This window comes from Streptomyces sp. H39-C1, from assembly GCF_027158125.1.
GTDB classification, from domain to species: Bacteria; Actinomycetota; Actinomycetes; order Streptomycetales; family Streptomycetaceae; genus Actinacidiphila; species Actinacidiphila fildesensis.
Genome location: NZ_JAPVLS010000050.1, coordinates 58,029 through 70,152 on the forward strand (window position 1 = coordinate 58,029; position 12,124 = coordinate 70,152).

A 12,124-nucleotide genomic window follows, 5' to 3' on the forward strand; every position below is an offset into this window, starting at 1 on the left:
GGTGATCACGACCGCAGCGACAGGCTACTGCCGCGTCACCGTCGTAGCGCCGGACAGCAGGATCGACCTGGCACTGCCCGACGACGTACCCGTGGCCGATCTGCGGTCGGAGCTCCTCACGCTGTCGGGGCAGACTCAGGTGGCGGGAGAGCCCACCGGGTTCCACCTCACGCGCCGTGACGGGTCCGTCCTCGACGGCGGGCTATCCCTCGCCGCCCAGCGCGTCCTCGACGGCGAGCTGCTCAGTCTCCGCCCGTTCGCGGACTCGCTCCCGCCGGCCGTCCACGACGACGTGGTGGACGCCATCGCTTCCGCTGTGGACCGCGACCGCCACAGCTGGAGCGACGACCTGATGCGGGCGGCCGGGCTGAGCGGCGGAGTGGTCCTGCTGCTGATGACGGGCTTCGTCCTGTGGTTCGCGGACCCGCTCAGGCACGACATGCACAGCCTGCCCGGCGTCATCGCGGGCGCCTCGGGCGTACTGCTGACGGCGCTGGCCGGTGTGCGGGCCCGGGTGTACGACGACCGGGCCTCCGCCGTGGCCCTCGGTCTCGGCGGACTGCCGATGCTGCTCATCGCGGGCTCCGGGATCATCGAGCCCCGATCGGGTGAAGGCCCCGGCAGACTTCAGTTCCTCGTCGGCTGCGTCACCGTGCTCATCGCCGCGATCCTGCTGATCGCGCTGCTCCCGTACGGAGACGCGCCCTTCGTCGGCGCGGCCATGGCGGCCGCCGCCGGCACCCTCACGACCTTTGGCACGATCATGACCGGCGCTGCTCCCAGGGAAGCCGCAGCGGTCGCCGGGGTGACCGCGGTCGCCCTGGTCGGATTCCTCCCCGGCTGGTCCGCTCGTTTCGCCCGGCTGCCGATCGGGTTCCGCTCCCCGCAGGAGAGTGCAGGGCCGGGCCGGCCCGTAGAGCGCTTCGGAGAGCGGCCCACCACGGAGCCGGTCGACTACGGGCCTATCGCCGCGCAGGCACGCCGCGGCCACGAGATGCTGCTCGGCCTGGTCGGCGGGTGCTCCGCCGTCGTGCTGGGGTCCGCGGCCGTCCTCGGATTCTCGGACTCCGTGTGGGCGCAGCTGCTCGCCCTGGCCGTCGGCGTCGCCACTCTCCTGCGCGCCCGTCTCTTCCGCTACACGGCGCAGGTCGTGTGTCTGCTGGTCGCCGGGATCGGCGCCGTGACCCTGCTCATTCTGGGCCTGGCGCTCAACCCGCCGGCCGGGGTGGTCCGGGAGCTGCTGCAGGGTGACCGTGGGCCGCTCGATGTGCGGACGATCTGGTTGTCGGCCGCGGTGGCGATGGGTGCGGCACTCCTCACCGCGATCGCCCTGATCGTCCCCCGCCAGGGTGTCTCGCCGTTCTGGGGACGTACCCTCGACCTCGCCGAGGGATTCATCCTCCTGGCCCTTGTTCCTCTCTGCCTGGCTGTCCTCGACGTGTACACCTCGGTGCGCAGCCTGACCAGTGGCTGAATAGGCCCCCGGACCCGCGCGGCGAAGCGTCGCCCGTGCGGCTGGTACCCTGGCTGACGGATGTGTGTGTAAGAACCCGCGTCCTCGCCTCCAGAGTTATCCAAGATCGCCTGTGATTCCAGTCCAGGGGCACTCGGAGGCAAACCAACACCTGAGGAGTTCGTATGCCGCTCGACGCCGCGACGAAGAAGCAGATCATCGCCGAGTTCGGTGCCAAGGAGGGCGACACGGGCTCCCCCGAGGTGCAGGTCGCGATGCTCTCGCGCCGTATCTCGGACCTCACCGAGCACCTCAAGCTGCACAAGCACGACCACCACTCCCGCCGTGGTCTGCTGCTGCTCGTCGGCCAGCGCCGCCGTCTGCTGCAGTACCTGGCCAAGAAGGACATCACGCGCTTCCGCGCCCTGGTCGAGCGCCTCGGCATCCGCCGCGGTGCGGCCGGCGCCAAGTAGGACGTTGTGCGGGGGAGCGGTTCCCACCCGGGAGCCGCTCCCTTTGCGTACTCGACCGGCGATTCTTTGTAGTCTGGTGTGAGCACGCTGTAACACACGAGGAGGAGCGTCCTCCTAATGAGCCACGAACGCCGGTCCTCGGTAGTGGCCTCCGGGCAGCAGGACTCCCCGAAGGCTTCGATCGAAGACCGGCCCCTGGCGGGACGCTTCCCCTCACCGAAGGTCCCCGGGATACGCCCTGGGACATGAATGAGGAGAATCCCCATAGTGGAGAACGAGACCCACTACGCCGAGGCCGTTATCGACAACGGTTCCTTCGGCACCCGCACCATCCGCTTCGAGACGGGCCGTCTGGCCCGTCAGGCCGCCGGCTCCGCCGTGGCCTACCTGGACGACGACACCATGGTGCTGTCGGCCACCAGTGCCTCGAAGCACCCCAAGGAGAACCTCGACTTCTTCCCCCTCACGGTGGACGTCGAGGAGCGCATGTACGCGGCCGGCCGGATCCCCGGTTCGTTCTTCCGCCGCGAAGGGCGCCCCTCCGAGGACGCGATCCTCACCTGCCGTCTGATCGACCGCCCGCTGCGCCCGTCCTTCGCCAAGGGCCTGCGCAACGAGATCCAGGTCGTCTGCACGATCATGGCGCTCAACCCCGATGACCTGTACGACGTGGTCGCGATCAACGCCGCCTCCGCCTCGACGCAGCTCGCCGGTCTCCCCTTCTCCGGCCCGATCGGCGGCGTCCGCGTCGCACTGATCAAGGGCCAGTGGGTCGCCTTCCCGCGTCACAGCCAGCTCGAGGACGCCGTCTTCGACATGGTCGTGGCCGGCCGCGCCCTCGAGGACGGCGACGTCGCGATCATGATGGTGGAGGCCGAGGCCACCGCCCGCACGATCGCGCTCGTCGAGGGTGGCGCCGAGGCGCCGACCGAGGAGATCGTGGCCGCCGGCCTCGAAGCCTCGAAGCCCTTCATCAAGGCCCTGTGCAAGGCGCAGTCCGAGCTGGCGGCCAAGGCCGCCAAGCCGACCGCCGAGTTCCCGCGCTACCTCGACTACCAGGACGACGTCTTCGCCGCCCTGTCCGAGGCCGTCACCGGTGAGCTCGCCCAGGCCCTGACGATCCCCGGCAAGCAGGCCCGCGAGGCCGAGCTGGACCGCGTCAAGGCCATCGCCGCCGAGAAGCTTCTCCCGAAGTTCGAAGGCCGCGAGAAGGAGATCTCCGCCGCGTACCGTTCGCTGACCAAGAAGCTGGTCCGCGAGCGCGTCATCAAGGACAAGGTCCGCATCGACGGCCGTGGCGTGACGGACATCCGTACGCTGGCCGCCGAGGTCGAGGCCATCCCGCGCGTCCACGGTTCCGCCCTGTTCGAGCGCGGCGAGACCCAGATCCTGGGTGTCACCACGCTGAACATGCTCCGCATGGAGCAGCAGATGGACACGCTGGCGCCCGAGACGCGCAAGCGCTACATGCACAACTACAACTTCCCGCCGTACTCCGTCGGTGAGACGGGCCGCGTCGGTTCGCCGAAGCGCCGCGAGATCGGTCACGGCGCGCTGGCCGAGCGGGCGATCCTGCCCGTGCTGCCGTCCCGCGAGGACTTCCCGTACGCGATCCGCCAGGTCTCCGAGGCGCTGAGCTCCAACGGCTCGACGTCCATGGGCTCGGTCTGCGCCTCCACCATGTCGCTGCTGAACGCCGGTGTGCCGCTCAAGGCCCCCGTCGCCGGTATCGCCATGGGTCTGATCTCCGAGGAGATCGACGGCAAGACGCACTACGTCGCCCTCACCGACATCCTCGGTGCGGAAGACGCGTTCGGCGACATGGACTTCAAGGTCGCCGGTACGAAGACCTTCGTCACCGCGCTGCAGCTCGACACCAAGCTCGACGGCATCCCCGCCTCGGTCCTGGCCGCCGCGCTGAAGCAGGCTCGCGACGCCCGCCTCCACATCCTCGATGTGATGAACGAGGCGATCGACGTTCCGGACGAGATGTCCCCGAACGCACCGCGGATCATCAGCATCAAGATCCCCGTGGACAAGATCGGCGAGGTCATCGGCCCCAAGGGCAAGATGATCAACCAGATCCAGGAGGACACGGGCGCCGACATCTCCATCGAGGATGACGGCACGGTCCTCATCGGCGCGACCGAAGGCTCCCAGGCCGAGGCCGCGCGCGCGGTGATCAACCAGATCGCCAACCCGACGATGCCCGAGGTCGGCGAGCGCTACCTCGGCACCGTCGTGAAGACCACCACCTTCGGTGCCTTCGTCTCGCTCATGCCGGGCAAGGACGGTCTGCTGCACATCTCGCAGATCCGCAAGCTCGCCGGCGGCAAGCGCGTCGAGAACGTCGAGGACGTCCTCGCCGTGGGCTCCAAGGTCCAGGTCGAGATCGCCGAGATCGACGCCCGTGGCAAGCTCTCGCTGATCCCGGTCATCGAGGGTGAAGAAGCGGGCGACCCCGAGGACGAGTCCGGCTCGTGACCTCTCGCACCACTGTCGTGACGGCCCGTCCCTCCACCAAGGGGCGGGCCGTCCGCACACAGACCCTGATTCCCGGCACCGACGGCATCGGCACCGTGCGCAGGACCGTGCTCCCCGGCGGTCTGCGCGTCGTCACCGAGACCCTGCCGACGGTCCGCTCCGCGACCTTCGGCATCTGGGTCGGCGTCGGCTCCCGCGACGAGACCCCGGCGCTGAACGGCGCCACCCATTACCTGGAGCACCTGCTCTTCAAGGGCACCAAGCGGCGCAGCGCGCTCGACATCTCCTCGGTGATCGACGCGGTCGGCGGCGAGATGAACGCGTTCACCGCCAAGGAGTACACGTGCTACTACGCACGTGTCCTCGACAACGACCTGCCGCTCGCCATCGACGTGGTGTGCGACATGCTCACCGGCTCGCTGATCCGCCAGGAGGACATCGACGCCGAGCGCGGCGTCGTCCTCGAGGAGATCGCGATGACCGAGGACGATCCGGGCGACCAGGTCCACGACCTGTTCACCACGGCGATGCTCGGTGACTCCCCGCTGGGCCGCCCGGTCCTCGGCACCGTCGAGACCATCAACGCCCTCACCCGCGACCAGGTCGCCCGCTTCTACAAGCGGCACTACGACCCGACGCACCTCGTCGTCGCCGCGGCCGGGAACGTCGACCACGCCACGGTCGTCCGTCAGGTCCGCAAGGCGTTCGAGAACGCCGGCTCCCTGCGCGACACCGACGCCGTCCCGATGGACCCGCGCTCCGGCGCCCGCACGCTGCGCACCGCCGGCCGCGTCGAGCTGCTGGACCGCAGGACCGAGCAGGCGCACGTCGTGCTCGGCATGCCGGGCCTGGCCCGTACCGACGAGCGCCGCTGGGCGCTCGGCGTGCTCAACACCGCGCTGGGCGGCGGCATGAGCTCACGGCTGTTCCAGGAGGTCCGCGAGAAGCGCGGCCTGGCGTACTCGGTGTACTCGTACACCTCGTCGTTCGCGGACTGCGGGCTGTTCGGCGTCTACGCCGGTTGCCAGCCGCGCCGGGTCCCCGAGGTGCTCAAGATCTGCCGCGACGAGCTCAACAACGTGTCCGAGCACGGTCTGACCGACGAGGAGCTGCAGCGCGCCATCGGCCAGCTGTCCGGCTCGACGGTGCTGGGCCTGGAGGACACCGGGGCGCTGATGAACCGCCTCGGCAAGAGCGAGCTGTGCTGGGGCGAGCAGATGTCGGTGGACTCGATGCTGGAGCGCATCGCCGCCGTCACCCCGGACGACGTGCGCGCGGTCGCCCGCGATGTACTGGGACAGCGTCCCTCGCTGGCCGTCATCGGCCCGCTGAAGGACAAGCAGGCCTCGCGTCTGCACGAATCGGTCGCGTAACCCACGCGCGACGGGTCGTACCCCGCGCCGCGGTCGCAGCACGCGACCGCGGCGCACAACCGGAGGAACGGATCAGCATGAGCAAGCTCCGTGTGGCCGTCATCGGCGCCACCGGCCGGATCGGCTCCGAGGCCGTGCGGGCCGTCGAGGCGGCCGACGACCTGGAACTGGTCGCCGCGCTCGGTAGGAACGACCCGCTGACGGCGCTCACCGACGCCGGCGCGCAGGTCGCCGTCGAGCTGACGCACCCGGACGCCGTCATGACGAACCTGGAGTTCTGCGTCCGCAACGGCATCCACGGCGTCGTGGGAACCACCGGCTGGACCGAGGAGCGTCTGATGGCGCTCAACGGCTGGCTGGCGGAGTCCCCGGCCACCGGAGTGCTCATCGCCCCGAACTTCTCCATCGGCGCGGTCCTGACGATGCGCTTCGCGCAGCAGGCGGCCCGCTGGTTCGAGACCGTCGAGGTCATCGAACTGCACCACAACAAGAAGGCGGACGCCCCCAGCGGCACCGCCACCCGGACCGCCCAGCTCATCGCGGCCGCCCGCGACAAGGCCGGGATGCCGCGCCAGCAGGACCCGACCACGCACGGCCTGGACGGCGCGCGCGGCGCGGACGTCGACGGGGTGCCGGTGCACTCGGTGCGGCTGCGCGGCCTGCTCGCCCACCAGGAAGTCCTGTTCGGCGACACGGGCGAGACCCTCACGATCCGGCACGACTCGCTGCACCACAGCAGTTTCATGCCGGGCATCCTGCTCGCCGCCCGGAAGGTCACCGGAACCCCGGGCCTGACCTTCGGCCTCGAGCACTTCCTTGCCGATGAACACAGCCTGGACCAGGACTGATCGCCGTGCGCGCCAAAGTGACCTACTTCGTCCTGGCCGGGGCGCTGGTCTGCTACTTCGTCCTGGTCGGCAGCCGGGGTGTGCTGCTCCTGGAGGAGGGCACGTGGATCACCGTGCCCTTCGGCATCGCCGTCCTGGTGCTGCCGTTCATCGGGGCCTGGTTCCTGTGGCAGACCACCCAGTTCGCCCGGCACGCGAACCGGCTCTCCCGGGAACTGGACGCCGAGGGCGGCCTCCCCGTCGACGAGCTCGTCCGCACCCCCAGCGGCCGGATCGACCGTGACTCGGCCGACGCGGTCTTCGCGAAGCGCCAGGCCGAGACGGAAGCTTCCCCGGACGACTGGCGCAGCTGGTTCCGGCTCGCCATCGCCTACTTCGACGCCCGCGACACCCCGCGGGCCCGCAAGGCCATGCAGCGCGCCATCGCGCTACGCGACGGCAAGCCGGTACGCACGAGCTGAATCGGTTCGCCGGGCTGCCCGTGGAAGGGCGTCAGCGGAGTTCGGTGGCCCAGCCCTCTATGGCGTCGGCCGCCATGTCGAACGCCTCGGTGCGCCCGAGGAAGTCGGCGTTGTGGTCGGTCATCAGCGGCCGCAGCGCCTGGCCGTTCCGGCGGGTGACGACGAGCGCCTGCCCCTGGACGGTGCGCGGCAGCCCCAGCACCTTCACCGGCTGCTGCACGGTGCGCACACTGCCGACGCCGTCCCACGGCACGGTGATCGTGTAGAAGAGCCCGGACTGCCGCAGCCCGCGTCCGCTGACCCAGAACCCGACCCGCAGCAGCCGCAGCGCGCTGACGATCACCAGGACGCCCCCGCCCAGGCAGAGCCCGGCGCCGGGCAGCGCGCCCGTGGCGGCGATGATCATCGCGGCGAAGAGCACGTACGAGGAGAGCACCAGCAGCAGCGCGGCCGTAGCCACCCGCCACGGACCGGGACGGTACGGGCGCATCCACCGGTCCTGCGGGGTGTGCGGCAGCGCCGCGGGCGCCTCGCGCTGGTCGTGGACGCTGTCGGAGGCGAGGAAAGGCAGGGGCACGTGCGTGGTCCTTTACCGGCAGAGGTGGGGCTCTGACCGGTGAGGTTATCTGCCGTCCGACGCGGTGACCAGCTCAGGGCGTCCGGGCCGCCTCTTCGTGTTGCGAGCCGACCGAGCCCTGCTGGTGCGGATCGAGCGCGGGAGCGCCGAGCAGCGCGGCGGCGACCAGTCCGGCGAGCACCAGCACCGTTCCCAGTGCGCGTCCCGCGATCCGGAGCCTGCTCGGTCGCGTTCTGGGCGGAGGAGCGACGTTGCTCTGGAAGCTCTCCGCCTCGGCTATGAAGGCGAACGGAACAGGCTCTCCCCGGCGGAACATGCAGCACACTCCTGTGTCCGAATTGCTGGAAGTCTCCCAATCTAACAACCCTCGTCCGCCATTCGGTGGGCGGGGTGGGGTTTGTGGCGATGACCAGGGCTGTCAGCGCCAGCGTCTAGGCTGGGCGCGCCCCTTGAGACGACAGGAAGGACCCACGGTGAGCGACACCTCCACCGAGACCGCCGTCCAGTTCCGCGGTGAGGTAACCGTCGACCTGGTCAAGCACAGCGCCGCGGACTCGGACGTGCTGTGGGCGGCGCGCGTGTCCACCGCGGGAGAGCAGTCCCTGGAAGAGCTGACCAAGGACCCCGAGCGGTCCAAGGGCCTGATCAACTACTTGATGCGCGACCGGCACGGCAGCCCGTTCGAGCACAATTCGATGACGTTCTTCATCAGCGCCCCGATCTTCGTCTTCCGCGAGTTCATGCGGCACCGCGTCGGTTGGTCGTACAACGAGGAGTCCGGCCGCTACCGCGAGCTGCAGCCGGTGTTCTACGTTCCCGCGCAGGAGCGGAAGCTCGTCCAGCAGGGCCGTCCGGGCAAGTACGAGTTCGTGGACGGTACGGACGCCCAGCACCGGGCGACGACCGAGGCCATGGAGGCCTCGTACCGCCAGGCGTACGAGGCGTACCAGGAGATGCTGGCCGCCGGCATCGCCCGTGAGGTGGCCCGTGCGGTCCTCCCGGTGGGGCTGTTCTCGTCGATGTACGCGACTTGCAACGCGCGCTCGCTCATGCACTTCCTCGGACTCCGTACGCAGCACGAGCTGGCGGCCGTTCCGTCCTTCCCGCAGCGGGAGATCGAGATGGTCGGCGAGAAGATGGAAGCCGAGTGGGCGAAGCTCATGCCGCTGACCCACGCGGCCTTCAACGGCAACGGGCGTATCGCTCCGTAGCGCTCGTCACAGCCATTTGTCCGAAGTGTTCCGATTGCAGGCATTCGCGAAGTTCATCTAGGCTGCTGAAACGGACTCCGGCAGTGCTTGGACCCCCGAGCAGGCACCGCCGGAGTCCTTTCCGCAGGTCCCGAGGCGACACGCGCCGACATACAACGAGTAGCGTTGGACCCATGGCTCCGACCTCCACACCGACGACCCCCTTCGGGCGGGTCCTGACCGCAATGGTCACGCCGTTCACCGCGGACGGCGCGCTCGACCTCGACGGCGCACAGCGACTGGCCGCCCACCTGGTCGACGCAGGCAATGACGGCCTGGTCGTCAACGGCACCACCGGCGAGTCGCCGACCACCAGCAACGTGGAGAAAGGGCAGCTCGTACGGGCCGTCCTGGAAGCCGTGGGGGACCGCGCCTTCGTCATCGCCGGAGTCGGCACCAACGACACCCGGCACAGCGTCGAGCTCGCGCGCCAGGCCGAGCAGGCCGGCGCGCACGGCCTGCTCACCGTGACGCCGTACTACAGCAAGCCCTCCCAGGAGGGGCTGTACCAGAACTTCACGGTCATCGCCGATGCCACCGGCCTGCCGGTGATGCTCTACGACATCCCCGGCCGCAGCGGTGTCCCGATCGACACGGAGACCCTCGTCCGGCTGGCCGAGCACCCCCGCATCGTCGCCAACAAGGACGCCAAGGGCGACCTCGGCGCGGCGAGCTGGGCCATCGCCCGCAGCGGACTCGCCTGGTACTCCGGCGACGACATGCTCAACCTGCCGCTGCTCTCGATCGGCGCGGTCGGCTTCGTCTCCGTCGTCGGCCATGTCGTCTCACCCGAGCTGCGCGCACTGCTCCAGGCCCACCTGGCCGGAGACACCGCCAAGGCCATCGAGATCCACCAGCGCCTGCTGCCCATTTTCACGGGCATGTTCAGGACACAGGGCGTCATGACCACCAAGGCCGCCCTCGAACTCCTGGGACTTCCCGCGGGGCCGCTGCGGCTGCCGCTCGTGGAGCTGTCCGGGAGCGAGACGGAGCAGCTGAAGCAGGATCTCGCCGCAGGCGGGGTACACCTGTAGTCACAGACTTCCGCAGCCCCGGGCTCGCGGGTCGCAGACTTCACCACCACAGACTTCACAACTGAATACGCACGTACACGCAAACCGACGACACAACGCAATGTCACGCGCACCAGCGGTCCACACGGGACCCCGGCGCGCGTGGTGAGGAGAAACTTTGAGCCACCCGCACCCCGAGCTCGGCCCGCCCCGTGCACTGCCCGAAGGCGGCCTGCGCATCACACCGCTCGGCGGCCTCGGCGAAATCGGCCGCAACATGACGGTCTTCGAATTCGGCGGGAAGCTGCTGATCGTCGACTGTGGAGTGCTCTTCCCCGAGGACGAGCAGCCCGGTATCGACCTGATCCTGCCCGACTTCTCGTCGATCCGGGACCGCCTGGACGACATCGTCGGCATCGTGCTGACCCACGGCCACGAGGACCACATCGGCGCCGTCCCGTTCCTGCTCCGCGAGCGGGACGACATCCCGCTGATCGGCTCCAAGCTGACGATCGCGTTCATCGAGGCGAAGCTCCAGGAACACCGCATCCGGCCGTACATCCTCGAAGTGGCCGAAGGCCAGCGCGAGCGCATCGGCCCCTTCGACTGCGAGTTCATCGCGGTCAACCACTCCATCCCGGACGCCCTCGCGGTCGCCATCCGCACCCCCGCGGGCATGGTCGTGCACACCGGCGACTTCAAGATGGACCAGCTGCCGCTCGACGGCCGGCTGACCGACCTGCACGCCTTCGCGCGGCTGGCGGACGAGGGCATCGACCTGCTGCTCTCCGACTCCACCAACGCGGAGGTCCCCGGCTTCATCCCGCCGGAGCGCGACATCTCGCAGGCGCTGGAGCAGGTCTTCGCCAAGGCGGAGAAGCGGATCATCCTGGCGAGCTTCGCCAGCCACATCCACCGCATCCAGCAGGTGCTGGACTGCGCCCAGCAGCGCGGCCGCAAGGTCGCCTTCGTGGGCCGCTCCATGGTCCGCAACATGGGCATCGCCCGTGACCTCGGCTACCTCAAGGTGCCGCAGGGCCTGATCGTGGACGTCAAGCAGCTCGACGACCTGCCGGACAACAAGGTCGTCCTGGTCTGCACGGGCTCGCAGGGCGAGCCGATGGCCGCCCTGTCCCGGATGGCCAACCGCGACCACCAGATCCGGATCGTCGAGGGCGACACCGTCGTCCTGGCCTCGTCGCTCATCCCGGGCAACGAGACCGCGATCTACCGCGTCATCAACGGTCTGACCCGCTGGGGCGCCAACGTCGTCCACAAGGGCAACGCCAAGGTCCACGTCTCGGGCCACGCCTCGGCCGGCGAGCTGTTGTACTTCTACAACATCTGCAAGCCGAAGAACCTGATGCCGGTCCACGGCGAATGGCGCCACCTGCGCGCCAACGCCGAGCTGGGACAGCTCACCGGTATTCCCAAGAGCCGCTGCGTCATCGCCGAGGACGGCGTCGTCGTCGACCTCATCGACGGTGTCGCCAAGATCGCGGGCAAGGTGCAGGCCGGCTATGTGTACGTCGACGGCCTCTCGGTCGGCGATGTCACCGAGTCCTCCCTCAAGGACCGCCGGATCCTCGGCGAAGAGGGCATCGTCTCCGTGACCGTCGTCATGGACAGCAACACCGGCAAGCTCGTCGGCGGGCCGTACATCCATGCCCGGGGCTCCGGGATCGACGACGAGGCGTTCTCCGCGGTCATCCCGAAGATCGAGGAAGCGATGGCCAGGTCGGCCTCCGACGGCGTCGTGGAAGTACGGCAGTTGCAGCAGCTCATCCGCCGTGCGATCGGCAAGTGGGTGTCCGACACCTACCGCCGCCGGCCCATGATCCTTCCGGTCGTCGTCGAGGTCTGAGCACAGACCTGATGCACAGTCACCGGAGCGGGGCAACCGATTTGCATCCGGGTGCCCCGCTCCAGTACGTTGTCACAACCGCCTCGACGAGTGCCGCGGAAACGTGTGTTTCCAGAGCAGACTCGAATTGGCTGGGAAATCCGACAGAAACCTTCTGGTAAAGTCGGGTGCAGCGGGAAAGCCGAAAGGCAGAAACGCTAGAGCAACACAATGCAGGATCTGCAGTACTCCCGCTGACCGGGAATCGGGCGTGAAAGCGTCTGATAGAGTCGGAAACACGAAGGGAAGCCCGGAGGGCGCCGGTGACGGCACCAAAGGAAGCGTCCGT

The 12,124-nt window shown here is 69.0% G+C and carries 11 protein-coding genes; 9 read left to right on the forward strand and 2 right to left on the reverse strand.

Features of this window, described 5'->3' with window-relative positions; translation table 11 throughout:
• The first annotated feature begins 1 nt into the window (after nucleotide 1).
• The 6 genes from eccD (at nucleotide 2) to O3W51_RS29025 (ending at nucleotide 7,092) form a co-directional block, all read left to right on the forward strand.
• The gene (eccD, locus tag O3W51_RS29000) at nucleotides 2-1,474 is read left to right on the forward strand and encodes a type VII secretion integral membrane protein EccD (protein WP_138357421.1); all 1,473 of its coding nucleotides are present in this window, start codon (nucleotides 2-4) and stop codon (nucleotides 1,472-1,474) included.
• A gap of 164 nt (nucleotides 1,475-1,638) precedes the next feature.
• Nucleotides 1,639-1,926, forward strand: coding sequence for a 30S ribosomal protein S15 (gene rpsO, locus O3W51_RS29005; protein WP_138357422.1), 288 nt, complete (start codon nucleotides 1,639-1,641; stop codon nucleotides 1,924-1,926).
• Nucleotides 1,927-2,193: 267 nt separating this feature from the next.
• Nucleotides 2,194-4,410, forward strand: a complete 2,217-nt coding sequence (locus O3W51_RS29010; protein WP_138357423.1) for a polyribonucleotide nucleotidyltransferase — start codon at nucleotides 2,194-2,196, stop codon at nucleotides 4,408-4,410.
• Complete coding sequence (locus tag O3W51_RS29015) at nucleotides 4,407-5,783, forward strand: M16 family metallopeptidase (RefSeq protein ID WP_164298664.1); 1,377 nt, start codon at nucleotides 4,407-4,409, stop codon at nucleotides 5,781-5,783. Before O3W51_RS29010 ends, O3W51_RS29015 begins: the two co-directional genes overlap by 4 nt.
• 77 nt (nucleotides 5,784-5,860) lie before the next feature.
• On the forward strand, nucleotides 5,861-6,631 hold the full coding sequence (dapB, locus tag O3W51_RS29020; protein WP_138357425.1) for a 4-hydroxy-tetrahydrodipicolinate reductase: 771 nt from the start codon (nucleotides 5,861-5,863) through the stop codon (nucleotides 6,629-6,631).
• Between the two features lie 5 nt (nucleotides 6,632-6,636).
• On the forward strand, nucleotides 6,637-7,092 hold the full coding sequence (locus O3W51_RS29025; RefSeq protein ID WP_138357426.1) for a tetratricopeptide repeat protein: 456 nt from the start codon (nucleotides 6,637-6,639) through the stop codon (nucleotides 7,090-7,092).
• Between the two features lie 31 nt (nucleotides 7,093-7,123).
• Here the strand turns inward: O3W51_RS29025 and O3W51_RS29030 are convergent, their stop codons facing one another.
• Together O3W51_RS29030 and O3W51_RS29035 are read right to left on the reverse strand one after the other, a co-directional pair.
• The gene (locus O3W51_RS29030; RefSeq protein ID WP_138357427.1) at nucleotides 7,124-7,669 is read right to left on the reverse strand and encodes a hypothetical protein; all 546 of its coding nucleotides are present in this window, start codon (nucleotides 7,667-7,669) and stop codon (nucleotides 7,124-7,126) included.
• A gap of 73 nt (nucleotides 7,670-7,742) precedes the next feature.
• The gene (locus tag O3W51_RS29035) at nucleotides 7,743-7,985 is read right to left on the reverse strand and encodes a hypothetical protein (RefSeq protein WP_138357428.1); all 243 of its coding nucleotides are present in this window, start codon (nucleotides 7,983-7,985) and stop codon (nucleotides 7,743-7,745) included.
• Between the two features lie 157 nt (nucleotides 7,986-8,142).
• Here O3W51_RS29035 and thyX point away from each other — a divergent pair, with 157 nt between their 5' ends.
• The 3 genes from thyX to O3W51_RS29050 all read left to right on the forward strand — a co-directional run bounded on the left by thyX (nucleotide 8,143) and on the right by O3W51_RS29050 (nucleotide 11,796).
• Entirely contained in the window at nucleotides 8,143-8,880 is a 738-nt protein-coding gene (thyX, locus tag O3W51_RS29040; protein ID WP_138357429.1) for an FAD-dependent thymidylate synthase, read from the forward strand.
• A gap of 173 nt (nucleotides 8,881-9,053) precedes the next feature.
• Complete coding sequence (gene dapA / locus O3W51_RS29045) at nucleotides 9,054-9,953, forward strand: 4-hydroxy-tetrahydrodipicolinate synthase (RefSeq protein ID WP_138357430.1); 900 nt, start codon at nucleotides 9,054-9,056, stop codon at nucleotides 9,951-9,953.
• A gap of 157 nt (nucleotides 9,954-10,110) precedes the next feature.
• On the forward strand, nucleotides 10,111-11,796 hold the full coding sequence (locus tag O3W51_RS29050; protein ID WP_138357431.1) for a ribonuclease J: 1,686 nt from the start codon (nucleotides 10,111-10,113) through the stop codon (nucleotides 11,794-11,796).
• Nucleotides 11,797-12,124: the final 328 nt, after the last annotated feature.